The organism is Lysinibacillus sp. CD3-6 (assembly GCF_006351725.2).
In the GTDB taxonomy this organism is placed as follows: domain Bacteria; phylum Bacillota; class Bacilli; order Bacillales_A; family Planococcaceae; genus Lysinibacillus.
The window spans coordinates 4,283,225-4,310,155 of record NZ_CP085880.1; the positions used below are offsets into that span (position 1 = coordinate 4,283,225).

Sequence of the window (26,931 nt, forward strand, 5' to 3'; positions counted from 1 at the left end):
GACCCATATGTTATTACGCGATTTTTTCATCCAATTATCTGAAAACCAACTATTAAATAGTGCTGCTAAAAAATACGGCTTAAAATTAGGTGCCCAAAGTGTGGTAGCTGGTACAAATATAGAAGAAACGATTGCAAGCATCAAAGAACTAAACGCACATAATATCTCTTGCACAGTGGATAATCTAGGGGAATTTGTTGCGAATGAAGAAGAAGCTACTAAAGCTAAGGATCAAATCCTCGCTGTCATTGAAGCGATTCATGAAAACAGTGTGGATGCACATATTTCGTTAAAGCCTTCTCAATTAGGCTTAGACATTGATGTTGATTTTTGTTACGACAATTTATATGAGATTGTAGAAAAAGCAGCAGCCTATGATATTTTTGTAAACTTTGATATGGAAAATTACGGCCGTCTACAAACATCATTTGATATGGTAGAAGAGCTTTCAAAAACATTTAATAATGTCGGCACTGTTATTCAATCGTACTTTTATCGTGCAAAAGACGATCTTGAGAAATTTAAAAACTACCGTTTACGTATCGTAAAAGGTGCATACAAAGAGCCTGTGGAAGTAGCTTTCCAAGATAAGCTTGATATTGATTTAAACTTTATCGAACTGATTGAATATCATTTATTACACGGCAAATTTACATCGATTGCTACACATGACCATAACGTCATTGCACACGTAAAACGCTTTGTTGCTGATAACAATATTCCATTCGATAAATTTGAATTCCAAATGTTATACGGCTTCCGTACAGATATGCAAAAGGAACTTGCGAAGGAAGGTTATAACTTCTGCGTCTACGTTCCATTTGGCGAAGATTGGTACGGTTACTTTATGCGTCGCTTAGCAGAGCGTCCTCAAAATCTTAACCTTGTAACAAAACAAGTATTCACAAAGAAAACGAATACTGTTCTTGCTGTAGCAGCTGGGGCATTCGTTCTTGGCCGCTTAACAAAGCGTAAAAAGTAATAAAAAGAAGTTGGAACATAACTATTAAAATTTCAGAAATATCACAAAGAAGTTCTTAAATTATTGGAGTTGATGTTAGCGAAGGCGGTGACTCCTGTGGGAACGCACGCAACGTAAGACACAACAAACCGCGCGCTAGCGAGGATTGTGGCTTACATGTATGCCCGCGGAACGCATCCGCCGTAGCGAACATCAATGGCATAGCAAAAAAGTGTTAGATTGACTGCCATCAATCTAACACTTTTTCTCATTTTCTGTTGGACAACTACTTTTTAAGGATTCGTTGACCATAGACCTGCATGTTTTAAAACAACACGCGGATGTAATTTTAATTGGGCAACCATTAAGTCTGCTAAATCTTCAGCCTGCATGACTTTCTCTGGATTGCCATCAGTTAGTTGTAATTCAACTGCCATATCTGTCGCAACCGTACTTGGTGTTAACGTCGCAACACGGATATTATGTTTTCGAACTTCTAACATTAATGATTCACTCATGCCAATCACTGCCGCTTTCGAAGCACTATAAGCACTCGTAATTGGCGCACCTTTTTGACCTGCTGTAGATGAAATATTAATAATATCCCCAGACTCACGTTCAATCATTTCTGGTAGGACAGCACGTGTTGTGTAATAGACACCTTTAACATTTACATCTACAATATTCGTCCAATCTTCAGGTGAAAGTTCTAAAAACTTACCGAATTTTGAAATGCCCGCATTATTTACTAAAATATCGATTGGACCTAACTCCGCTCGAACACTTTCTACTGCCGTTGTGATGGATTGCAAATTTGCTACATCTGCTGTAGCTATCGCGACTTTCACATCATATGCCTTTAGTTGATTTGCAACTTGTTGTAAATTTTCTAATGTACGTCCTACTAGCCCAACGTTAATGCCCTCTTTTGCAAAGGCGATAGCTGTTGCACGGCCAATACCGCGACCTGCTCCCGTAATTAAAGCCGTTTTACCAGAAATAGTTTGCATATATCTTACTCCCTTATGAATAGTGATAGATAAAATCTATGTTTTTTAGCATACCTATTCACCCATCAAAAGTACATTCAGAAGACTTACTTATTCCATCCTTTTTCCTTAAAGCGTGCAATCGCCTCAATACGGTTCCCGACATGAAGCTTCTCTAATATTGTTGAAATATAATTTCGCACTGTCCCTGCCGATAAAAATAACTCTGCCGCAATTTCTTTTGTCGTTTTCCCCTCCGCCACAAGTGTTAACACTTGGCTCTCACGATCAGTTAGTGGATTTTCACTATCATCCTCATAAACAAAATCTACAAGTTCTGGTGCATAAATTCGTTTACCATCGACGATTGTCCGAATAGCACTCACCAATTCCTCGATAGGGCTATCCTTTAATAAGTAACCTCTTACCCCTGCTTTTCTTGCACGTTCGAAGTAACCAGGTCTAGCAAATGTTGTTAATATAATTACTTTACAGTCTGAGTTCTGCAATTCTTCTGCCGCATCAAGTCCAGTTTTCACTGGCATTTCAATATCCATAATACAAATATCAGGCTGATGCTCTTCTACAAGCGCCAATGCTTCCTCACCATTTTTTGCCAAACCGACGACCTCCATATCTTCTTCCATACTTAGTAAGGAACGAAGTGCGCCTAACAGCATCCCCTGATCTTCAGCAATTACAATTCGTATCATGCTATACCCCTCTTTCTATAAGTGCTTCAAATTTTCTTTAACTTTTTGATGTGTAATTGTCACCGGTATAGATACCGTTAAAGTTGTGCCGTTTTCACTTTCTATTTTAAATGAACCATTTATAAACTCTAAGCGTTCATGCATCCCTTTTAAGCCATTACCTGACTTTAATGCTTGTTTTTTTGCAATACCCTGTCCATTATCTCGAACAACTAGGTGTAATTCTTTAAAATTTTGATGGAAGGCAATTTCACATTTAGTTGCTCCGCTATGCTTTACAATATTCGTGACCGCTTCCTTTAAACACATCGATAAAACATTCTCTACGAGAGGTGGAACATGCAAGGCGTCCTTATCCCCCTCAAAAACAAATTCCATTTCTGCCGCTTTCAAAATTTGAGAAATGCGCATAAGCTCGTCTTCAAATTTCGTTGTCCGCATATCGGACACTAATTCTCGAACTTCTTTCAAAGCAATACTAGCTGTTTGGCGGATATCCTTAATTTCAATTAAAGCTTGCTCTGGATCTCGTGCAATAAGTCTTGAAGCTAAGTCGCTTTTTAAACCTATCATTGACAACTTTTGACCAAGCGTATCATGTAAATCACGCGCAATACGTTGTCGTTCCTCAAAGACAATTAATTCAGCAATTCGTTCATTTGCGGTTTCTAATTGACCTTCTAAATTTTCACGCTTATTTTTCGAATAAATCGTTAAAGGTAAAAGCACTACAGCCAATATTGTTAATACGACAAAAGGTAGCTGTGATAAAAACAAATGTAGCTCGACAAAGAAACCAGCTCCTGTAGAGATCACTGTAAAACCGATATGGAGCCCATACATTATGTAAAAGCCAACAGGTCTTCGGATATTACCTATAAAAAAGGCTGTAAAAATGGATAAATACACATAACCATACAATATAGTTAAAATAATATTAATGACCATCTCAAAGCTAATCCACATATACACTAGTCCGTTTTTAGAGTTCACAGAAAATCGATAAAAAATAAAATAGAGCATTAAAAAAGTAATTCCTATTGATATTTCAATGGACGATGATTTTCTAAAAATAAAGAAAAACGGTAGAAAACAAAAAATAACCCATAAATAAATACTGAGCATAGGACTATTCGGAATGATACTATGCCATTTCTTCATCATAATCTCACGCTCTTTCCTACTTTTCCCTACATTATAACAAGAAAAGAATAATTGCGCCTTCACTTGCTTTTTGTAGTTTGTAAACAGACATATGCTATTTTATATAAAACAGCCATCCCAAATAGAGATGGCTGTTTACTACTAAGCAGCAATACTGCCTTTCGTTTTTCGTTTTATAATTTCATTTACATCTTTAAACGTTACAAATTTGCCAAGTTCTTCATCGTATAATTTATAGCGTAAAGATTCTAAGCTTGTACGCAATGTAATTGTAGTAGCTGAGTGCAATGGTGGCGTTTCATTATGTGCTTTTTCAAGATTATAATTCGGTACACGCGGTGCTAAATGGTGCACGTGGTGGAAGCCGATATTGCCTGTTGCCCATTGTAATAGCTTCGGTAGTTTATAGTACGAGCTACCTTCAACAGCAGCTTTTACATAATCCCACTCTGTATCGTGCTCGAAGTAAGAATCCTCGTACGTATGTTGAATGTAAAATAACCAAATTCCAAGGGAACCAGCGACAAATAAAGTAATACCTTGAACTAATAAAAATGCTTGCCAGCCCATAGCGTAAATAAGACCTGCACAGATACCTAAAATAATAATATTCGTTACGTAAGTGTTCGTGCGTTCTTTTTGTTTCGCATCTTTTCGGTTAAAACGATTCAAGATTAACACCATGTACAACGGTCCTAAGCCGAACATTACAAGTGGATTACGGTAAAAACGGTACCATAAACGTTGGCCTTTAGAACATTGTAAATATTCCTCCACTGTCATCATATCAATATCACCAATACCACGCTTATCTAAGTTCGAGCTTGTTGCGTGGTGGATTGTATGCTCACGCTTCCATTTTTCATACGGGAAAGATGTAATTACCCCAGTTACTAAGCCAACCCAGTCGTTAGCTTTTTTACTTTTGAAAAATGAACCGTGGGTACAATCATGGAAAATGATAAATGTTCTAACGACAAATCCAGCAGAAATAATACTTAAACCTGCAGTTAACCATGGTGAAACATCCACTAACATATAACCAGCAATCCATAGGACAATTAACGGAACAATCGTATTGACCATTTGAAAAATACTTTTACCTGTATCGGATTTCGCAAATGGTGCTACATCTTGGCGCAATTTCTTCGTTTTTTCTTTATCTGTTGCCATTCCCTTTTCCCTCGTTTCCTTTTGCTTATGACCTCATCATAAAACAAGAGTATAACTAACAACAGACGCAAACATCATAAAAAGCGCATGACATTTGTCATACGCATTAACGAAAGCCGAGTAATTTTTTTAACTCCAATCAGGTAATACGCTTTACTCCATTCAGCTAATTCACATTACTTTTCAGGTCCACGTAATTGCAGTTGGTAGAATACTAAATCAAGCCACTCATCAAATTTATAGCCTGCATTTTTTATTGTTCCTGCATATTCAAATCCTAGCTTTTCATGTGCTTTAATACTTCCAATATTTTCACCATCAATACCCGCAACTAATGTTTTAATCCCTTGCTCCTGTGCAATCTCAATCAATCGATCCATTAACTTCGTTGCAATGCCCTTTTTATAATGATCCTTGTGCACATATACTGAGTGTTCCATTGTATACTTATAACCTGGATAAGGACGGAACTGACTGTAATTTGCAAAACCTGCAATTACGCCATTTTCCACAAAAACTAACAACGGATTTCCAGCTGCCTTTTGCTCTACAAACCATTGTTTCTTTTCCTCTAATGATTGTATTTCATATCTATATACTGCTTTACTCGTTAATATAATGTCGTTGTAAATAACTAAAACTTCCGATAAATCTTTTTCTTCCATAAATCGAATCATTCTTGTTCACGTCCTTCTATTAAAGAAATAGACCCTACCGACAACGGCAGGGCTCATACATAATGCAACTATTCGTTTCACCAAGCCACTTAGGGTATATCCGACTTTGACTACATATTTCAAAAGCCGTGACAAACCCTTCGTAGACGTTGACATGTAATTAAAATTACACATTAAAATATCTTGCATCTGGATGTGCAAAAACAATTGCAGATACGGACGCTTCTGGTTCCATCATAAAGCCTTCTGTTAAATGCACACCAATATCTTCAGGTTTTAATAAGCCAAATAATTTCTCTTGATCTTCTAAGTTCGGGCAGGCAGGATAGCCAAATGAGAAACGTTGCCCTTGGTATTTGGCTGCAAATCTGTCGCGCATTGTGAAATCTGTGTTATCAGGGAAGCCCCATTGATCACGAATTTCTTGATGCATACGCTCCGCAAAGCCTTCGGCAAGCTCAAGAGCTGTTGATTGAAGGGCATGACTTTCAAGGAATTTCCCCTCCTCTTTTAACTGACGAGCTGTCGCCATCACACCTTGTCCAGCAGTTACAACCATCAGTGCAATATAATCCATCTCTCCGCTATCTACTGTTTTCAAGAAGTCCGCTAAACACATAAACGGTTCCACTTGCTGACGAGGGAATGTAAAACGCTCAATTTCCGTTTTACTATCTGCTGGATCATATACGACTACATCATCTCCATCTGCTTGCGCTGGGAAAAACTGATACAAGCCTGAAGGTTTCAATAAATCACTTTGTAAATATTCGTCAACTAATTGTTTTAGTTCTGTTGCACGTGCGTCTCCCGCATCAAGTAATTGCTGCACCTGCCCTTTTAATCCTAGGTGGTGACCAATCAATGTTCGCATATTCACGTATGGATATAAATGTGACACCGAATAATCCTTTTTAACATGACGACGAACATCTGCAGGCAGAAAGACTGGCGCATCTTTTACTGTCCGTACAGGCTTCACAGTGATTTCTTTCGCTGGACGTGCTGCTCGTTTCTCGTCTGCCTCTAATCGTTTTTGACGCGAGTCAGCGATTTCCGCTAAAAAGTTCTCTCTAGTCTCTGTACCCATTAAAAGATTCACTTGCTCTAGACCTTGCATCGCATCTTTTGAGTAAATAACAGGTCCTTCATATTCGTTTGCAATTTTCGTTTCAGTAAAGCGACGAGATAATGCTGCGCCTCCTACTAATATAGGCACATTAATTCCTGCTGCTTTAAAGTCTTGCGCAGTGATAACCATTTGCTGAGCAGATTTAACAAGCAAACCCGATAAACCGATAAAGTCAGGCTTTTCTTTACGAATAGCCTCAATTAACTGAGATGGCGTTACTTTAATGCCTAAATCAACGACTTTATATCCGTTATTACTTAAAATAATATCTACGAGGTTTTTACCAATATCATGCACATCACCTTTTACAGTGGCAAGCACCATTTTACCTTTACCTGAGCTGTCCTCATTTTTCTCCATAAATTGCTCAAGATGCGCTACAGCTGCCTTCATGACCCCTGCAGATTGTAATACTTCCGCTACGATAAGCTGATTATCATTGAATAAGCGGCCAACCTCAGCCATCCCTTCCATCAATGGTCCATTAATAATATCAAGCGGTGCGTCAAAAATTTCACGGGCAGCATCAAGATCCTCAATAAGTCCTTCTTTAGTACCTTCTAAAATATAATAAGCTAAGCGTCCTTCCACTGTTTTCGGAATATCTGCTTCAGTTTTCTCTTTCTTTTTATCACGATAAAAATCAGTGAATACCGCTAATGTTTCATCATTTGTATTGAATAATAGGTCATTTGCAAGCTTAATTTCCTCTTCAGGAATCGATGCATAACGCTCTAACTTCTCCGTGTTAACAATCGCATAATCTAAGCCCGCCTGTGTACAGTGATATAAATAGACGGCATTCAATACTTCACGCCCAACTGGTGGTAAGCCGAAGGAAATATTACTTACACCGAGAACCGTTAACGTGCGAGGCATTTTTTCTTTAATAAGACGAATACCCTCGATTGTTTCGAGTGCTGAACCTATATATTGTTCATCACCTGTACCAACTGGGAACATAAGCGGATCAAAAATAATATCCTCTGGTGCTAAGCCCCATTTCTCTGTTAATAATTGATAAGAACGCTCGGCAATTTCTAGTTTACGATGGCGATCTACTGCCATCCCTTGTTCATCAATTGTACCGACAACTAAAGAGCCACCATATTTTTTCACTAATGGCATAACTGCGTCAAAACGTTCTTCTCCATCCTCCAAATTAATAGAGTTAATAATCGCTTTCCCTTGTGAGAATTTCAGCGCTTCCTCAATTACTTTCTCATCTGTAGAGTCAATTACAAGTGGTACTTTTACTTTTTTTACAACTTCCTGCATAAAACCACGCATATCAGCTAATTCATCACGGTCTGGGTTCGCTAAGCAAATATCAATAACATGTGCCCCGTTTTTCACTTGTGCACGTGCGATTTCTGCAGCTTCCTCATATTTCTCGTCAATGATTAAATTTTTAAATTTTCGAGAGCCAATTACATTCGTCCGCTCACCAATAAATAGTGGTCGCATCGAATCATCATATACTAAAGGTTCAATACCAGATACCACATGACCATGTGTGCTTTCTGGTAATTGACGAGGCTTTTCATCCTTTAACACTTCTCGAAGGGCTGCAATATGCGCTGGCGTTGTTCCGCAACAACCGCCGACAATATTTAGCCAGCCTTTTTCAGCAAAACCTTTTAATTTTTGAGATAATGATTCTGGCGATTCATGATAGCATCCTTCCTCGTCTGGCAAACCAGCATTTGGATAACAGCTAATATAGCCTGTAGAAAGCTCTGCTAACGAACGAATATGATCTGTCATAAATTCTGGACCAGTCGCACAGTTTAAGCCGACAGATAACGGCTTAATATGCTCAATTGATATGTAAAAGGCATCAATCGTTTGCCCCGCTAGCGTTGTGCCCATAGGCTCAATCGTGCCAGAAATCATAACAGGTAGTTCTTTCCCAGTGTCTTCAAATGCACGTGATACCCCGAGCGTCCCCGCTTTTACATTGAGCATATCTTGACTCGTTTCAAGAAGCAGTACGTCCGAGCCCGCTTCGATTAACGCCTTTGCCTGTACATAAAAGTTTTCTTCCAGTTCATCAAAGGTAATACCGCCAGTTACTGATAATGTTTTCGTCGTTGGCCCCATCGCCCCCGCTACAAAGCGAGGCCATTCTGGAGTAGAAAACTCATCTACTACTTTGCGCGCAATTTCCACCGCACGTTTATTAATTTCTTCCGCCTTAGAGCCAAGATTATATTCATTTAATACAAGAGGCGTACCTCCAAACGTATTTGTACAAATAATATCCGCACCAGCCTCTAAATATTTTCGGTGAACCTTTTCAAGCACATCAGGTCTCGTTAAAACAAGGTTCTCGTTACATCCATCAAGCTCCTCGCCACCAAAATCTTCTGCTGATAAGTTTTCATTTTGAAGCATTGTACCCATTGCGCCATCAAGAATTAATATTCGTTTCTCTAGTTGCTCTTCAATCAAGTGCTTAGCCATCTATACTTACCCCTTTTTTCTGTTCATCCAATTGCTCTATAAATTTCATTAACTCTAGCGTCATATCATAGCGTAAAAACGGTGTAATTAAGTAAATACCATTGAAATACTCTGCAGCTACTTCCACTAACTCTTTAGCAATTGCAATCCCTTCTAATGTTGAACGTTCTTTATCTTCACCACATGCCTTCATACGTGACAGTGCATCGTCCGATAGTTTAATACCTGGTACTTCATGGTGTAAAAATTCAGCGCTCTTATAGCTTGTTACTGGCATAATCCCAATATAAATTGGTGCATCCAAATGCTTTGTCGCCTCATAAATTTCAATAATTTTCTCTTTCGTATAAACAGGTTGAGAAATAAAGTAATCGGCGCCATGTTCAATTTTTTTCTCTAGACGGGCTACCGCTCGATCTAACACACGGACATTCGGATTAAATGCTGCCGCTACAGAAAAGTTTGCTTTTTTACGAAGTGGCTTTCCAGAAAATGAAATACCTTCATTCAACTGTTTAATCAGTTGGATTAGCTCCATAGAAGATACATCATAAACACTTGTTGCACCAGGGAAGTCGCCTACCTTAGTCGGATCTCCAGTAACAGCTAAAATATCATGAATACCAAGTGCATTTAAGCCCATCAAATGCGACTGTAATCCAATTAAATTACGGTCACGACACGTTATATGCGTTAATGGTCGAACACCATGTGTTTCCTTTAATAACGCACCCATTGCCACATTACTAATGCGTGGCGATGCAAGTGAGTTATCTGCCATCATCACTACATCAGCGCCTGCTTCATATAATTTTTTCGCCCCTTGAATAAAGCCATCAATCTCTAAATGCCTTGGTGTATCTAACTCCACGATAACTGAGCGCTCACGTTTCACCTTTTCATGTAACGGCTCATATGTTGCAGGCTCTGCTTCTCGTACAATCTCCACTTTTTCTGGCTTAGCTAACTTTTCTTCAATAGGTGTTAACTCTTCTAAATATTTTTTCGCTGCCGCAATGTGCTTTGGTGTTGTGCCACAGCAGCCACCTATTAAACGAACACCTTGGTCAACTAGTGCAACCGCTGCTCGACCAAAATAATCTGCTTCTGATTCATATACGACACGCCCATCCTCTAAATCTAGCAATGATGCATTTGGATAGGCAGACATAAATGCTTTTTCAGGAAGTTCAACACCTTCGAATGCTTGAATGGTATGATGCGGACCTAAACGGCAATTTACGCCAACTACATCTGCACCAAGCATCTCAAGCTCGTGCAATGCATAATTTAATGCCATTCCATTTTGTAACACGCCAGGTTCATGCATTGACACCTGCGCAATAATTGGTAGCTTTGTTTTGGCACGTAACATTTTCAACGTTGCGCTTAACTCTTCGAAATCATAATACGTTTCAAGTAAAAGGCCGTCTGGATTGCCTGCAAGTAACACATTAGCTTGCTCTTCAACTGTCGTTAAAATTTCCTCTAACGTAGCATCACTTTTACGAATACCGCGGATGCCCCCAATTGTGCCTAACACAAATTGTCCACCATCTGCTGCAGCACGTTTAGCAATCGTGATCGCTGCTTCATTAAACTGCTGCACTCGCGATTCTAAGCCGTAGCGTGCTAATTTAATAGCATTAGCCCCATAAGTATTTGTTTGAATTACATCTGCACCAGCAGCAATATATTCTCTATGAATTTTTTCAATTAATTCTGGTTTCTGTACATTCATTTCTTCATGGCAGTACTCCAAGCCGTAGCCATATAAAACAGTACCAATAGCACCATCTGCAGTTAACACATGTGTTTTTAACTTTTCTAGCAATCCCATAAACGTAAGCCTCACTTTCCTTTTTCCCAAAATATAAAAAGCCTTCTTTTACAAAAAAGAAGGCTTTAACGAATCGTAATTGTTTTTCCTTCTCATCTTCGACCAATAAGGTCTTCTGGATTTAGCACCTGACATGAGTTGGTTGCTGAAGCTTCATTGGGCCAGTCCCTCGGCTTCTCTCGATAAGAATGTAGTATGAATTTTTCAAATAATTAAAAGAATCATATCGTTTACAGGCGATAGAGTCAAGACTATTTCACTTAACAAAGGAGATTTCTCCAGAAAAATACCTATTTTCGTATTTATTTCACTACTATACTAGTTTTTCTGCAAGCTCTTCGCCTATTTTTTTACCATTTTGAATACAAGCACCAATACCTACTCCAAAATAAGAGCAACCTGCTATCGATAAATTGGGATACTTTTCTGCAAGTTCAGCTGTTAAGCCCTTCAATGCTTCATGATGTGCTAAATCGTATTTCGGCATTTGGTCGATCCACTTTGCAACATTAACAACAGTTGGCTTTTCATCAATACCTAAACTTTTCTTCACATCTTCTAATGCGACAGCTGCTAGTTCTTCATCTGTCATCTTTCGTAATTTTTCGTACGCAGGATTAATGCTCTTATAAAACAGTCGTACAAGTAATTTACTATTAGTAGATGTATGCTTCCATTTTCGGCTTGTCCACGTTGCCGCATTGCATTGCACATTTGAATTATGCGATACAATAAAGCCCGTTCCATCTGCTGGTAACACTGCATCTGGTACATCAAAGCCTAAGTAAATTGTTATGGCAGAAGCTGTCGTAAATTCTTTAAAGTAACGATCCAATGATGGGTCCTGTAATAAGCTTTGCACCGCATCATTCGGTAGCGCTAATACAACGTGATTAGCCTCAAGCTTTCTATTATTAGCCAAAGTAATTGTATATTGCCCTTCATGTTTCTTTACACTTGTTGTTGCTACACCTTTAATAATTTCTACTTCCGTTAATGTTTCTTCAAGGCGATCAATCAGTGATGATAAGCCTTCTTTAAACGAAATAAATTTTTTATTGGAAGCTTTCATAAATTGTTCGCGATTTGCATCAAACCCCTTAATGATGCTTCCGTAATCATTTTTATAATCAATTAAGTACGGCAGTGTAGAAGCAATTGAAAGTTGATGTAGGTCTCCAGAATATACGCCTGCTAATACTGGTGCTATTTGATTTTGTACAAGCTCTTCTCCTAAGTAATACGTTAAAAACTCACCTATTGAGCTTTCTTTAGTAAATCCTTTATTTGGCATCGTTAAGTCCTGTAATGCAATTTGCTTACCAGCGTCTGATACAAGTGTACTCGCTTCAAGAGAAGATAAGCTCATAGGGATACCGAATGTTGAATCTGCTGGTATTGCATGTAATTCATCATTTGTATAGATATAAGATACCCCTGTTTCGTTGTACACGAGCTCCTGTTCAAAATTAAGCTCCTGCACTAGCTCCATGACCCCTTTATGCCGAGCAACAATTGAATCAGCACCCGTTTCCATTATAAAACCTTGGTCATACGCAGAGTGAAGCTTTCCACCTAAATAAGCATTTTTTTCAACTAGTACTAGTTTTACATCTATTTTTTTCTCCAATACTTGACGTTGTAAATAATGCATCGTACATAAACCAGTAATTCCGCCACCTAATACAACTATTGTTTCCATGAAGAATCGCCCCTAATTTCTTTATTTATCTCCTATTAGTATAAACTTTTTTCGCAAACATTTACGTTCAACCCATTACAAATTTAGCAAAAATAAAGTACGGGGAATTGTTTGCGTGCCTGACACCTCAGATACGGCGAATTGTTTGCGTGCCTGACACCTCAGATAACACCTCAGAGACGGGAATTGTTTGCGTGCCTGACACCTCAAATACGGGGAATTGTTTGTGTGCCTGGCACTCCACAGACAGGCACCTCAAAAAAAAAAAAATCCGCTTCACTTTCTGTAAAAGTAAGCAAGAGCACAATATTCATAAGGCTCTTATCCTACCTGTGGAAAGCAAAGCGGATTTTAAATTAAATTTTAATTGAAAGTATTTTAATAAGGTCCTCCCATTAATAATAATTTCAATTAGTTTAAGTTTTGGGCAACACTCGCTAATTTATCTGCAGAATTTGTGACTTCATTAAATGCAAGCCCAAGCTCATTCAGAATGAGTGCCACAGCTTGCACTTCTTTTTCCATACGATCATTTTGACACTTCGCTTGTGTCATGGCATCTAAAATTTTATTAAATTGCCCCTCGGTTTGGGCCATGTTTTCCTCACCTGACGCAACTTCTTCCTGAATATGGCTAAGGGTGAGGGCAAGCTTATCCGTTCGCTCCGTCGTTTTTTCCAATAATTTAGCAACAGATGTAACAGATTCCTTCGTTTGACTTGATAATTTACGAACCTCATCTGCTACAACACTAAAGCCTTTCCCCGCCTCTCCAGCACGAGCTGCTTCGATAGCTGCATTTAAAGCTAATAAATTTGTTTGGTTTGCAATGTTTGTTACAACATCCATAATCGATTCCATTTCTTTCGACATATCTGTCAATTGCTTAATATTATCGGTAATATCATCTACCGATTGAATAATATTACACATATTTTTGGATTGATGTTGTAAACGTTCTCGACCTTCAACCGCCTGACTTTCGGCGAGCGTACTAACCTGAAGTGACTTTTTCGCCAATTCCTTAATCTCATGCGATTGATTATTTAATTGATGGAATGAAGCATTTGTTTCTTGAGAAATAGCAGCAAGCCCCTCTGAAGATTCCACAATTTTTTTCTCAACTGCCTCTTTTTCTCGTTCGACATTTTCCTTTAAACGTTCGACTGTACTTTCAAAAGCTTCTAATACAAGCTGTTGCTCAAAATTAGAAATTTTAGAGATGGCGCGAATCGTGTTAAATTGATCCATCGGATGCTCTACATGTTTTTCTACTAAGTCTATAAATGAAATGGCTAAATCCTGGAATGCACAAATATACCATTGTGTTCTAAGCCCGATATGTACATGCACTTTTGCGATACTTACTCGTCTTTTATAAAACTCTTCGTCTATTGTACCGTTAAACATTTCAATAATGTGTCGACGCAAGGTGACTTTCAACTTATCTACAGAACTATGTCTATTAATAATATCTACTAAACTTTGCTCAGTTCCAATCATTCCATAAAATCGGTCGACGATTTGATTGATGTTGTCCTCCACAAATGGTTTAAAAGCTTTTAAATATTGTAAATCTATTTTGGTCAAATTTAACATTTCAATCTGCTTTACCAATGTTCGTGAGTTCGGAACTTCCATTGTCACTGAGTATTGTTGTAAATCTAATGCCATTGCCTTTTTCTGTTTTTGAAAAATCACACTTTTCCCTCTTTCATTTACATGTTCTTTTGAAGAGCTGAGCATAATCTATTTCCGTTTACCCAAATATATTTATAAATATACGAAAAAATACCACGACCGCTTATAATTTAACAAGAAAATAATATAACAAAATAACATCATTATAATCAATAATTCATTAATTTTACATTTTAAAATTACTCATTTACATTATACATTTTAAATAAAATTGTCAATTTATTATAACCTATTTTTACCATTTAACACTATATTATTTAATACTATACAAAAAAGTTATCCATCATGATAATGTGATAAAAAGTCTACTTCAACATTTTTCGCTAGCTATTTCTATCGTCTTTTTACTAAATTACGAATATTGTTTGATTTACGACGAGTATAATTAAGTATCAGCATTTTCACCATCTTTCATTTATTCATTTCACAAAGGTCATTTAACCTAACAAATAGTCTAAAAACAATTCTAAATAACTATAATTGAAATTATTTTTCATTAGTTTAAAATACCTACAACAATCATTGACCTTCTTTATTAATTTTCAGTCCATTTCGCACAGTATTTATCGTACAAGCATTATTTTCTTTGCAACAAAAAAATCCCGCAACGGTTAGTTTATCGCTAACCGTTACGGGTAATTTTAGTATAACTGCAAATGGGATTTACAAATCATCTAACTCCTCAAGTAATTTGGAAGCTTCTTCTATGCCTGCTTCTGCAGCAAGTCCATACCATTTCTTTGCCTCTTTAACATTTCGCGGTATGCCTTCGCCTTTATTATAAATATGGCCAAGTTGTAGTTTTGCTTCTGGATCTCCTTGAAGTGCCGCTTGCTTAAACCAATGAATACCTTTTTCAATATTACGGATACCTGTTAACCCTTTGCTCCAAATAAAGCCTAAATCATAAAATGCATCTACATGGTATTGCTCAGCAGCTCTTTCAAACCAATATAAACCACGATTTACATCGCGTATTTGCCCTAAATGGCCTTCTAAATAGATTCCACCAAGTCTGTATTCCGCTTCAACATAGCCTGCCTCAGCCGCTTTTTTATAGAAGTTAAATGCCTGCTGCTCATCTATAGCCATTCCTAGTCCTTGCTCATGCATAATACCTAGTGTAAACATTGCCTCAGCGACACCTTGTGATGCAGCGACATCAAACCATTTCTTAGCAAGCGCCATATTTTCTGCTACACTTTCACCATTAAAATACATATCAGCTAAGTTATTGGCTGCATCGGCATGCCCCTGTTTCGCAGCAGCTTCATACAGTTGGAAAGCTCGATCATAATTTTCCTCTACACCAATACCTTCAAAATAATAGTTACCAAGTGCATATTGAGCATTTGCATTACCTTGTTTTGCTGCTATTTCAAACCACTTTATCGATTTTTCGGGTTGGAAAGGTGTATCATCGTTTGTACTATAATATTCTCCTAGCTCAAACTGGGCATCTGCATCTTGTTCTTCAATTGCTGCTTTGTATAAATCAATGATTTCTTCATGATCTAAATCTTCCTCATCTAATAACTCGACCTCTTCGTCCTGATGGATTACGTACCATTCCAATATATCAAGCACATCATCCACAACTTCAGTTGTATAAGCTAACTTCTCTAACGAAGTAATTTGCCAAATTAAAATATAAATTGGGAGTGGTATCGCTTCACGCAATAAATCATCGTATTCTGCCAACAGTGTTAAAACATTATCTTGTACTGTTTGTGTTTGCTCTGGATGTACAATTTGCAAATGGCGTTGTTGTTTTTTTCTTAACAATCCTTGAATAACTTGATACAGCATTTTTTGCAAGGTCGTCAGTTGTACTTCATCCAAAATGAGTAAAGATAAATTTTGTGCAAACCACGTATTCTGTATTTGTGTTAGCTGTTGTAAGGACTCCGTTCGTTCCTTATTTTGCTTTGCTAAAAATTGCCCATACATTTGTTTTCCCCCCTTGCACACTATGTAAAAAAACTGCCTTGCTACTATTATATGGAAGGCAGTTCAAGAATGGTTACACATATGCTCTTAACATAAGGCCTATAAATAAAGTAATAACAAAAAAGACCGTTACATGTACCCATTTGTACATTTCTAATAACCCGATAAATTCACGAGTAAAAGCATTTGGTATATAATATAACGCTGTTTTAGAACCTACACCTTGTGCATCTAACTTTGCCTTTCTTGCATAAATACTTGCGCGAAATACATGGAAGTTATTCGTCACAAAAAGGGAGCGATAGTGTCTTCCTTGCGCATGCGCATTCATGACTGCTTTAGAATAAACCAAATTCTGTTCTGTATTTGTTGACTGATCTTCTATTAATATTTTCCGATGCGGTATTTGGTATTTATCTATTATATATGTTTCCATCGCTAATGCTTCTGAAACTTTTTCATCATTTCCACGCCCACCCGAGACGATAATAAAGGGACGTTCCCCATATTTTTTATATTGCTTAACAGCTTCGTCTAAACGGCTTGCTAATAGAGGGGGTACTTTGTCACCGATAAGGCCTGATCCGAGCACAATAATGTAACGAGGCTCATACGTTATTGGCGTAAAATGATAAATAATAGCGTAGACCATCACACTTGTATATAAAAATACTGTATAGGCAAAAATCAAAAACGCATAGAAGAAAAGAATATGCCAAAATCCATTTTCGATATTGGTAAAAAACACGAAGACATATCCGATCATCATTAATAAAAAAGCCAATCCGAAAACAGCTAATAATAAATTTCGTATCCTTCGCCCTTCTTTTTCAAGTAGGATTTTGCTATTGAAAAACATCGCGATGGATAACAACAACATTATACTTGGGATAATACCAAACAACGTCATTATACCCATCTTGGATACAAACCCTTGCTCGTTAATAAATAGCTCATACTTTGTTGTTATTCCTACAAATACAGCTAAACCAATTAATCCTAAAACTACTGCATTAAAGAATCGTCTTTTTTCCGTAATATATAGCATTAAAAATACTGAAATCAATAATGTCATTGTTGGAAGCATTGCATTTACTCCTTTCCTTCCTTTCTATTCCCCATTCATCAATATGCTGACACTACTTGTTCATATATTGCAAAATTCCTAAATTAAAGGTAGTGAATATTTTATTTTTCACTATAGTTCATGTAAAATTACTATTAAGAACTAGTTTATGACAAAATATAAAATTATATTGGAGGAATGTAAGTAATGAAAAAAATTATTGCTGCTCTTTTTGCAGCGACACTTATGTTTGCGTCAGTTGGTGCAACATTATTAATATCGGACACACCGACTGCTGAAGCAAAATCTTATAAGTCAGGTAAAAAAGGCTTCTCAAACAATAACAATAGTTCAAATATCCAAAAATCTCAGGATAATTCTAAAGATCAAAATAATGCAACAACAAATAAAAATAATACAACGTCTACAAACAAAACAGATACTACTGCGAAAAAAGGTGGCTTTTTCTCTGGTGGCCTAATGAAAGGCTTAATGCTAGGTGGTTTAGCTGGTCTATTATTCGGTAGTCTATTTAGTGGACTAGGTATGCTAGGTAATATTTTAGGCTTATTAATCAACGTTGCTGCAATTGTTGTTATTGTGATGCTTGTCGTTAAAATTATCAATATGTTTAAAGATAAAAAACGTAAAGAACAGGAAGCTACACAATGGCACAAATAATTAACGAACAAGATATTATCAATGCAATCTGCCTATCACAGGCATATCATAAAAATCTTCGCCCAGAAGATGTACTTGTTGAGTTAACTTATGATGATGAAACAGGCTTCGGTGCAGAAGTTGAAACAAATGGTCAAATAGAGGTTTTAAATACCGCTGCTATGATTGGTGCTTTACGTGTATGGATAAAAGATGTGCTACACGGAGACCCTTTCTCAACAGGTATTGAGCTACTATTGGATGATGAAGAAGGCATTATTGCCAAATTATCATAATTTATAACATAAAGAATAGCCGTTCAATAAATCATTTAGTCGATTTATTGAACGGCTTTTTTTGTAAAATTTATTGCCGCAATGCTCAACGATATGAGCGGCATGACAGTGCCCTCACAAACTCTTTTAAGTCATACTTATCGTTCTATTGTTTGTTCGTTAGTAGCTCACTAAAGGTAACAAAGATTTTAGCCGCATGGCTACGCTTTGTTGGCGCTTCTGGAGAAAATCTCCCTTCATTGCCTACGACAATACCAAGCTCATATAGCATTGTTATTGCCTTTTTCGTCTCCTCATTATAGCTATCTATATCGTTAAATGGTATATTCCCCTTCGCAACATATGTTTGATTGAACTGCTTATCATATGCGCGGTTAATCATTAGTGCTAATTGTGCACGTGTAATTGGCTGACTCGGATTAAACTTGCCATCAGACCCTTTCACAAGCCCATGTGCGTAAGCTGCTGCAATTTCTGCTTGTGTTTCTGCATCGTAGCTTGCAATATCTATGAATGGAGCTTTGTCTTCCGTTGTTAAACCTAAGCTTCTAACGAGCATTGCTGCTGCTTGGGCACGTGTTATATTTTGTTCAGGTCTAAATGTTCCATCGGCATAGCCCTTTAAAATGCCTGTTTCAGCTGCTTTTTGTATAAACTCCGTTGCCCAATGATTTTTTATATCTAGAAATTGGACTTTACTACCTGTTGTAAATGTAGCAGTTGGACTTTGAACACTTTCGTTACCAGCCGCGTCTAGCGCTTTTATAGCAACTGAATAGGCCGTATTTTCTGTTAAACGATCAAGCGTAATCATCAATTGCTCAGCATCGACTGTAGAATAGAGCTTATTATTTACATAAATATTGTATTGCGTAACACCTTCATTATCTGTTGCTGCTTGCCATTTTACCTTTGCCGCCGTACTACTTTCAACATTGACTTGAATAGCGGAAGAGGCATCCCATAGTGGACTTGCTTTTATAATTGGTAAAAATGCTTGATTTGCTACAGCTAGATAGCCTGCTTCACTTAAATGAATGTTTTCTGGATTTGGCAAATAAGTCGGTACATCTTTTGCTACAACGTCTAAAGTCGGCACAAATATTGCACCTGCTTTTTCTGCGGTTGTTTTAATAGACGCATTCATAACACCTAATAGCATTTTAAATTGTGTCTGTAACTCTTCATTATAATAAGGGAAAGAATTATAGTATCCCATCACGTAAATTTGTACTTGCGGATTCAGCTTTTTAATTTCCGCTAAAATGGCGGCTATATTTTGTATAGCTTCTTGTGATGCCTTTAAAATGGCTGCCGTATTTATACCAGTTGTAGCTGCTTCCTTTATAATTGGTAATAAATCATTTGCACCAGCCGTTAACGTAACTAGCTCGGCTTCTTGAATCGATGCTCTAAGCTTTGCATGATCATTTGTATAACCAAACCCGTTCACAGGTTTTTCTACATCACCTTGTAAGTCCGCCAAGACATTTTTCGTTGTATAGCCTGAATAGGCAAAACCTTTATTATACGAAGTTAACAAACCCTCTTGTTGCAATGCTTGTGCAACAAAATCTGTATACCCAAGGCCAATGCCTCCAACCTCATTCATACCGTGTGCCAATGAATCACCTAGTGCTACATAATCTGCTTGTACGACCCAGCTTGGCGCAATGTCATCTTGCTTATTTTCTGCATTTGCTCCTACAGGGACTATTACCTGTAAAGCTAGTACACTAGCAGCTAAAAAACGAAATTTCTTTGTAAATTGCATATCCCCACTCCTCCTGCACATCTAATAATTTCTAGTTTACTAGATTGAGGATAAAAATGGGAACAATAATAGTAAATTCCTGAAATTGCCCTCTATACTCCTAGTGATCTACCCTATTCAGGCTGAACCTTTCCGTAGACGCCACCTCCACCAACTGCAATATTTAATTGTCCTGTTCTTGCTAAATCAATCATTTTAGCAATTTTAAGCGGTACAATTTCTGCAAGCTGCTCGGTAGTAATACGATGTAGAATTGCCATTTCTGTTCCGAATGCACGAATTAATCTATCCATCATTTTCGGACCTAAACCTGGTATAAAATCAAGCGGTACTTGATGAATATACGGTGGTCTCTCACGTTTAGCACTATCTGGATCAGATAGTTCGATAATTCGACTTGCAACACCTTTTACAATTTGCGAACTTCCACATGACTTACAAATGGTATCTTCATCGTTTAACTGTTCACCACATTTAGCGCATACTGTTTGATAATATTTGCCAAGCAAAGGGTTTAACCCATAATTCGCTACTACGGCACGCCCTTCTTGTTCATGGAGTGCCATCTTTAATTCGTTAAAATTAGCTGCTTTTAGTCGTAATTTTTGATATTCACGGGCAATTTTAACAAGTGAATGGGCATCAGAATTAGTTACAAATGTATACTGCTGAATTTCTCGAATGTTTTTTACCATGCTGGTATCAGAGCTTAAACCAAGTTCTATTGCATCTATAAGCTGTGGATCGAATACTTCCGTTAAACTGTTGTGAACGCCTCTTCCAAATAAACTTTTAAATGGGGTAAAAACATGCGCAGGAATAAAGAGACCTCCCAATTCCCGAACTTTTTGTTGTAGTACGCGTCCATCACAATAAATACGTTGTGAACTTAAATGAATATTTTTCATGAAGCCTTTCATCCAATTCGAAAAATCCGCCATCACTTCGATAGTTGGAAAATAAGCTAACACATGAATCGGGCCCTGACAGTTACTATCATAAATTTCAATTTCCGAGCCTGGAATAAGCGTCGTTTCTTGAAAACGAAGTCCCCCTTCTGTTAGCTCTTCTAGTTCACCTCGTTGTATCATCATCGTCATCTCAGCAAGCACCTCTGGCGAATGACAGTCTATAATACCAATTATATCGAGCCCTTTTTTTGCACTTGCCATCTCTAAAATGCGCGATAATGTTAAAGTTTTACTTCCTGTAATCTTTACTGCCCGCCCACTCATCGTTCGACCAATGTGAATATGTAAATCCGTATAATAGTCGTGAAACATGTATACAGCTCCTTTTTTGTTTCATTATAAAATAAAAAAAACCTTACATTGCTGCAAGGCATTTTCATGATTTAAGATGGATGGTTTTGATGTGTGCCATTATCCGTCTCGTATGAACCTGAACCTTGGTTTGGCGTCGTCGCTGCATCATAAGCAATTAAAGTAACGCCAATTTTCTTTTCTAGCTCATTAATTTTTTCTAGCTGTGTGTCATCTAATTGTGCAAATTTAATCTCATCCATATTCGTCACGCATCCTTTCAAAAGTAACGTTCCCCGAATATCTCACAACTATACAAAAATTAAATTGCAAAAATCCTCTGAATTGTTTCGGTGACTGGCACTTATGTAGTTTTCGTGAATTGATCTGATACATAAGTTAAATAAGGTTTGCCTGTCAGTGGGTGTGTTTGAATATCGGCGTAAACGCCAAAAACATCACGCAATAGTTTAGGCGTTAATACTTCCTCTGGTGTGCCGTAATGAACAATACTTCCTTGTTGTAAAACATAAATCTGATCACAATACATAGCTGCCATATTTAAATCATGTAAAGCAGCGACAACAGTTAAATGAAGTGTTTGAATTAAGTCCATTAATTGTAATTGATGCTGAATATCTAAGTGATTTGTTGGCTCGTCTAATATAAGCACTTGCGCCTGTTGTGCTAATGCACGAGCGACCATTACTCTCTTTTTTTCCCCTCCAGAAAGGGAGCTAAAGCTGCGCGTCTCTAAATGGGTAATACCTGTTTGCGCCAATGCCTCTTTGACAATTTTATAGTCTTCCTTGTCGTCCATCTCAAAAAGCTTCTTATGTGGCGTTCTTCCCATGCTCACCAAATCTCTCACTTTAAAATCAAATAACACAGGTGTTTCTTGACTCACAACGGCTAATCTTTTTGCAATCACTCTACTTGATTGCTTAAAAATATCTTCCTCATTTAATAAAACTGTTCCACTTTCAGGCTTTAATAAACGATACATATTTTTTAATAGTGTGGACTTTCCACTACCATTAGGACCAATTAAACCGACAAATTGCTTTTCTTTTATTTGAATGCTTACTTCATCTAATATGCGCTGATCATGAATGGAGAATGATACATGCTTCGCCTCTAATGTCATAGCCTTTAATCTCCTTCACCAAATGAATAATTGTTACGGCGTAGTAGCCAAATGAAAAACGGTCCGCCACAAAAGGCAGTAATGATTCCAATAGGCATTTCCTCTGGTGCGATTAATACTCGCGCAATCGCATCCGCCCACACTAAGAAAATCCCTCCTAATAATGCACTAATAGGGATCACGTATTTATAATTAGATCCTACAATTAAGCGCACAATATGTGGAATGATTAAGCCAACAAACCCAATGGAACCACTTACTGCAACAAGCACACCTGTTAGTAATGATACAAGTAGTATCAGTTGAATTCGAAATTGTTGAAGATTAACACCTAACGTGACTGCCGCTTCTTCTCCAAGTAATAATAAATTTAAATTTCGATAATGTAGCCAGAGCAAACTAAAGACGATGAAAAATATAATGGCCGGAATGAATACATTACTCCATTTTGCGCCTGCAAGACTTCCTAGCATCCAATACATAACGGCTTTTATACCGCCCTCTTCCTTGGACATCATTAACATAAAATTGGAAGTTGCAGACAATATAAATGATACCGCCATCCCCGCTAACAGCAAACGGAAAATAGAAATACGTCCCCCTACACGTGATAAGAAAAATACCAACACAATCGCTATAAAGGAACCTAAAAAGGCTGCTACTGAAAGTGCGTAGATACCTAAAAATGAAAAAGCACCTAAAATAATGACAGCCGTAGCTCCGACTGTCGCTCCTGAAGAAATACCTAAAATATAAGGATCCGCAATTGAATTACGGACAAGTGCTTGCACAGCCGCGCCAGCAATAGCTAAGCCTGCTCCAACAATGGCGGCAAGTATGACACGTGGGACACGTATTTGCCATATAATAATCTCCTGTGAGCGACTCCAATCAGGCTCTATCGTATTTGGGAAAATTGGAATTTTCGAGAAAATAACCTTCCAGACATGTAGCGGTGTAATTGACACAGATCCAATCATAATAGCAGCTGTCATAGAAGCTATCAGCACTAAAAGAAGGATCAATGAAAAGTACATAAATTTTTTGTTCATTTGTTTATTAACTCCTTATCAATCATGATAAATACGAAGCAATAAAAAAGGGTATTCTACGCAATAATGCATAGAAATACCCTAGGTTAAACAAAGTTGGAGAAGTATCCATCAATTGTCCGTAATTGCTTGCATCCTCGTGGGCATTACAGGTAAAACTAATTGGCAGGTCTCCTGGCTTCGATTCTACGTAACTATGATTGCCTTCCCATTCCTTAAAGCACAGTGGCTACTACATCATAGAACTCCTCGTTACAGTTGCGGGACAGCGTCGGACTTACACCGACTTCCCTTTTAAGTGGCACTCATTAACAAGTGTCACACCAATAGTATCTGAAATTTTAAAATTATGACGATTCTATCATACATAATTATGCTAGTCTATAGCTTCTTTCATCTAGGAATCAATCTTTCCTCTTTTCAACTTCATACATATAAATTTTCGTAGAAAACCTTATCCATAATTTCTGCACATTTACTTGTTACATTAAAAACAATAAATAGTAAGGAGGAAATTCATATGATATTCAAAAGAAATTTATTTCTCGGTTTCATGGCGGCAATCACTTTACTAATACTTTCGGCTTGCTCTGAGGATACAGTCGAGTCACAACCTGCTAATAGTGAAGTAATGGATCATGGCGAAGAGATGGATCATTCAAGCTCTGGTGATGTTCCTTCTACTTTAAAAACTGCTGAAAATCCTAAATTTCCAGTAGGCACTACTGCTGTTATTACGGAAGGACATATGTCTGGGATGGAAGGAGCAGAGGCAACGATTGTTGGGGCATATGATACAACAGCCTATATTGTTTCCTATGAACCGACTACTGGAGGAAAGAAAATAGAAAATCATAAATGGGTTATACATGAGGAATTAATAGATCCTGGTGATGCCCCGTTGGCTCCAGGCACAGAAGTTAAAACAACTGCATCGCATATGAAAGGCATGGAAAATGCCACTGTTCACATTGATGAAGCAGTCCAAACAACCGTTTATATGATTGATTACCCTTCAACAACTACAGGGGAAGAAATGAAAAATCATAAATGGGTTACAGAAGACGAACTAGCGTCCAAATAAAAAATCAACCTCTGACGGTTATTCCTTCAGAGGTTGTTGCTAATTATTTGTCTAATATTTTTTGTCAGCTAGCTTATGCCATTTATAGCCGATTCCCCATACTGTCAGTAAATAATCATCTACAGGAAAGCCACTTTTCCGTAGTTTATCCCGTAAATTACGCACATGTGAATCAATTGTTCGATCTTCAATTGTTACATTATATCCCCAGACAGTATTAATTAAATGTTCTCTTGAAAAAACTTTATTTTGATATTCAAGAAATAACGCTATCATGGCAAATTCTTTTGGCGTTAAAAGAATATCCTCTTGGTGAAAAGACAATTCAACGGATTCTTTATTTAATCGTAGCCCTTCAAAAACAACTACTGTTTCTTCTGTTTTTGTTCTTCTTAAAACTGCATGTATACGTGCTAATAACTCCTCCTCATCGAAAGGCTTTAACATGTAGTCGTCTGCCCCCATATTTAAGCCTCTTATAATATCAACCTGTTCCGCTTTTGCTGTTAGCATAATGATCGGCACATCCCAAAACTTCCTTATTTCCTGACATGCTTGCCAACCGTCTATATCAGGCATCATAATATCTAACAGTACTAAATCTACATGATGCTCTTCTAAATAGTCTAAAGCATCTTTCACCGTGGACATGGCAATGCAATAAAAAGAAGGTTCTAAATAAAGCGTTAGTAACTCTAACATTCTTGGTTCATCGTCAATTAATAATAATGTTTTCACTCGTTCCTACCCCTTAAATAATAATTCAAAAGTAGTCCCTTTGTTTTCTTCACTAACAACGGTCACTTCGCCTCCGTGTGCATGGACAAGCTCTTTCACAATAGCAAGACCTAATCCCAAACCGCCGTATGCACGCGCACGAGATTTTTCAACTCTATAAAAGCGTTCAAAAATATAAGGTAATTCCTTCTTCGGTATCCCCTTTCCAGTATCTTTCACAATTATTTTTAATAAGTTATTGTCTCTTTTTACTATAAAGAACGTTGAATCTCCTGAAGAGCAATAAGCTAAAGCATTATTTAACAAATTCAAAACAATTTGTTCTAGTCTTACTGCATCCGCCATTAATGTTAATCCCTCATCACATTGAACAAAAAAGTGGATTCGTTTTTCCTGAAATGCAGGCCGTAGCTTCACCTCTATACTTGCCACTAGGTCATCCAAATGAAGACATTCTTTGTTAATGACAAACGCATTTTCATCCATTTTTGCTAAATCAAATAAGTCTTTAATTAACCTTGAGAGCCGATTCGTTTCTTCAATAATAATGCCTAAATATTTTTGACGATCCTGCTCCGTTAAATCTCGTTTGTAAAGAATATCTGTATAGCCCTTTATAAAGGTAATGGGTGTTCTTAGCTCATGAGCAATACTAGCTAAAAATTCCTTTCTTTCTTCTCTTAAATGATTTAAATCATCGGATAACTGTTGAATAGCATTGGCAAGATCACTAAGTTCATCTTTGCCATTAGTTGAAAGGGCGACAGTAAAATCCCCTTTATTCATTTTCAATGTCGCTTCCTTCATAGCCATCAAAGGTTGGGCTAATTTTCGCGATAGCACAATAATAACGGCAATGGTCACCAATCCTGAAACGAGGCCGACAATTAGAAAATGTTTGTTTAATCGTTCCATTAACGCATGAATGGAATCTGTATTTTGAAACATAAAGACATAACCAATCGTTTTTTGCTGTTTTAGGATAGGACTAATTGTGGCAATATATTTTTCATCTTGCCAATTGTTCTCCAATACACGCCCATTATAAGGCACACTACCCTCGAGCTTCTTTAAATAAACTTGTACTTCGGGGTGTGCAGAAGAAGCAGCTAAAATTGTTCCAGCGTTGTCTGTTATCACAACGTCTGTATTTTCTCTTGATTCCATTATTAAAATATGTGATAGCGTTTCTTCATCGAAATTTTGCTCTAATATCGTTCGATGTGAATTTCCAGTTGTCTGTAAGTTTGTTAATTCCTCTTCCACACGCGAATTAGTTAATGATACATGTAAAAAAAACATCATAAATGTTTCTATGCAAAACAATGTAATAAAAAAAATAATCCCAAGCTTTAATGAAAGTTTTTTCATGCCTTAACCACCT

Annotated in this window: 22 protein-coding genes and 2 riboswitches; of the genes, 4 read left to right on the top strand and 18 right to left on the bottom strand. The window is 37.3% G+C overall.

The genetic code is table 11. The features are described 5' to 3' along the window. The first annotated feature begins 7 nt into the window (after positions 1-7). On the top strand, positions 8-982 hold the full coding sequence (locus FH508_RS21245; RefSeq protein ID WP_173478857.1) for a proline dehydrogenase family protein: 975 nt from the start codon (positions 8-10) through the stop codon (positions 980-982). A 272-nt stretch (positions 983-1,254) separates the two neighbouring features. On the opposite strand, the gene FH508_RS21250 is transcribed toward FH508_RS21245, so the two are convergent. From FH508_RS21250 to FH508_RS21300, 11 genes are all read right to left on the bottom strand, one after another. After that, on the bottom strand, positions 1,255-1,971 hold the full coding sequence (locus FH508_RS21250; RefSeq protein ID WP_139860800.1) for a 3-ketoacyl-ACP reductase: 717 nt from the start codon (positions 1,969-1,971) through the stop codon (positions 1,255-1,257). A gap of 86 nt (positions 1,972-2,057) precedes the next feature. Then, the gene (locus FH508_RS21255) at positions 2,058-2,663 is read right to left on the bottom strand and encodes a response regulator transcription factor (RefSeq protein WP_139860798.1); all 606 of its coding nucleotides are present in this window, start codon (positions 2,661-2,663) and stop codon (positions 2,058-2,060) included. A 15-nt stretch (positions 2,664-2,678) separates the two neighbouring features. Further along, the gene (locus FH508_RS21260; RefSeq protein ID WP_173479109.1) at positions 2,679-3,686 is read right to left on the bottom strand and encodes a sensor histidine kinase; all 1,008 of its coding nucleotides are present in this window, start codon (positions 3,684-3,686) and stop codon (positions 2,679-2,681) included. Positions 3,687-3,968: 282 nt separating this feature from the next. Next, entirely contained in the window at positions 3,969-5,000 is a 1,032-nt protein-coding gene (locus FH508_RS21265) for a Delta(5) desaturase DesA (RefSeq protein ID WP_173478858.1), read from the bottom strand. A gap of 176 nt (positions 5,001-5,176) precedes the next feature. Beyond that, positions 5,177-5,677 carry a GNAT family N-acetyltransferase gene (locus FH508_RS21270; protein ID WP_173478859.1) on the bottom strand — a complete coding sequence of 167 codons (501 nt, stop codon included), beginning with the start codon at positions 5,675-5,677 and terminating at the stop codon, positions 5,177-5,179. 166 nt (positions 5,678-5,843) lie between these two features. After that, positions 5,844-9,275, bottom strand: coding sequence for a methionine synthase (metH, locus tag FH508_RS21275; protein ID WP_173478860.1), 3,432 nt, complete (start codon positions 9,273-9,275; stop codon positions 5,844-5,846). Then, the gene (locus FH508_RS21280; protein ID WP_139859586.1) at positions 9,268-11,115 is read right to left on the bottom strand and encodes a bifunctional homocysteine S-methyltransferase/methylenetetrahydrofolate reductase; all 1,848 of its coding nucleotides are present in this window, start codon (positions 11,113-11,115) and stop codon (positions 9,268-9,270) included. The genes metH and FH508_RS21280 overlap by 8 nt, the downstream gene beginning before the upstream one ends. A gap of 89 nt (positions 11,116-11,204) precedes the next feature. Continuing rightward, a riboswitch (SAM riboswitch) is annotated at positions 11,205-11,304 on the bottom strand. A 124-nt stretch (positions 11,305-11,428) separates the two neighbouring features. Beyond that, positions 11,429-12,817, bottom strand: a complete 1,389-nt coding sequence (locus FH508_RS21285; RefSeq protein WP_139859589.1) for a protoporphyrinogen oxidase — start codon at positions 12,815-12,817, stop codon at positions 11,429-11,431. A gap of 411 nt (positions 12,818-13,228) precedes the next feature. Further along, entirely contained in the window at positions 13,229-14,518 is a 1,290-nt protein-coding gene (locus FH508_RS21290; protein WP_173478861.1) for a globin-coupled sensor protein, read from the bottom strand. 663 nt (positions 14,519-15,181) lie between these two features. Then, a complete protein-coding gene (locus FH508_RS21295; RefSeq protein WP_173478862.1) occupies positions 15,182-16,468 on the bottom strand; it encodes an SEL1-like repeat protein in 1,287 nt (428 codons plus the stop codon). 73 nt (positions 16,469-16,541) lie between these two features. Next, positions 16,542-17,555 (bottom strand): YdcF family protein, encoded by a 1,014-nt coding sequence (locus FH508_RS21300; protein ID WP_173478863.1) that lies wholly within the window; start codon positions 17,553-17,555, stop codon positions 16,542-16,544. Between the two features lie 186 nt (positions 17,556-17,741). Between FH508_RS21300 and FH508_RS21305 the strand changes: the two genes are divergently transcribed. Together FH508_RS21305 and FH508_RS21310 are read left to right on the top strand one after the other, a co-directional pair. Further along, positions 17,742-18,215 (top strand): hypothetical protein, encoded by a 474-nt coding sequence (locus tag FH508_RS21305; protein ID WP_173478864.1) that lies wholly within the window; start codon positions 17,742-17,744, stop codon positions 18,213-18,215. Beyond that, complete coding sequence (locus FH508_RS21310; protein ID WP_173478865.1) at positions 18,203-18,490, top strand: DUF2653 family protein; 288 nt, start codon at positions 18,203-18,205, stop codon at positions 18,488-18,490. The genes FH508_RS21305 and FH508_RS21310 overlap by 13 nt, the downstream gene beginning before the upstream one ends. 145 nt (positions 18,491-18,635) lie before the next feature. On the opposite strand, the gene FH508_RS21315 is transcribed toward FH508_RS21310, so the two are convergent. From FH508_RS21315 to FH508_RS21335, 5 genes are all read right to left on the bottom strand, one after another. Next, a complete protein-coding gene (locus FH508_RS21315) occupies positions 18,636-20,264 on the bottom strand; it encodes an S-layer homology domain-containing protein (RefSeq protein WP_173478866.1) in 1,629 nt (542 codons plus the stop codon). Between the two features lie 113 nt (positions 20,265-20,377). After that, positions 20,378-21,547, bottom strand: a complete 1,170-nt coding sequence (locus FH508_RS21320; RefSeq protein WP_173478867.1) for an endonuclease Q family protein — start codon at positions 21,545-21,547, stop codon at positions 20,378-20,380. Between the two features lie 71 nt (positions 21,548-21,618). After that, on the bottom strand, positions 21,619-21,789 hold the full coding sequence (locus tag FH508_RS21325) for a hypothetical protein (RefSeq protein ID WP_173478868.1): 171 nt from the start codon (positions 21,787-21,789) through the stop codon (positions 21,619-21,621). A gap of 101 nt (positions 21,790-21,890) precedes the next feature. Further along, positions 21,891-22,673 carry a heme ABC transporter ATP-binding protein gene (locus FH508_RS21330; protein WP_173478869.1) on the bottom strand — a complete coding sequence of 261 codons (783 nt, stop codon included), beginning with the start codon at positions 22,671-22,673 and terminating at the stop codon, positions 21,891-21,893. Positions 22,674-22,678: 5 nt separating this feature from the next. After that, entirely contained in the window at positions 22,679-23,725 is a 1,047-nt protein-coding gene (locus FH508_RS21335) for a FecCD family ABC transporter permease (RefSeq protein ID WP_139860119.1), read from the bottom strand. Between the two features lie 146 nt (positions 23,726-23,871). Then, positions 23,872-24,068, bottom strand: a riboswitch (cobalamin riboswitch). A 177-nt stretch (positions 24,069-24,245) separates the two neighbouring features. Here FH508_RS21335 and FH508_RS21340 point away from each other — a divergent pair. Then, entirely contained in the window at positions 24,246-24,809 is a 564-nt protein-coding gene (locus FH508_RS21340) for a YdhK family protein (protein ID WP_139860117.1), read from the top strand. A gap of 51 nt (positions 24,810-24,860) precedes the next feature. Here the strand turns inward: FH508_RS21340 and FH508_RS21345 are convergent, their stop codons facing one another. Beyond that, the gene (locus tag FH508_RS21345; protein WP_139860115.1) at positions 24,861-25,547 is read right to left on the bottom strand and encodes a response regulator transcription factor; all 687 of its coding nucleotides are present in this window, start codon (positions 25,545-25,547) and stop codon (positions 24,861-24,863) included. A 6-nt stretch (positions 25,548-25,553) separates the two neighbouring features. Next, positions 25,554-26,918 (bottom strand): HAMP domain-containing sensor histidine kinase, encoded by a 1,365-nt coding sequence (locus FH508_RS21350; RefSeq protein ID WP_173478870.1) that lies wholly within the window; start codon positions 26,916-26,918, stop codon positions 25,554-25,556. Positions 26,919-26,931 lie beyond the last annotated feature (13 nt).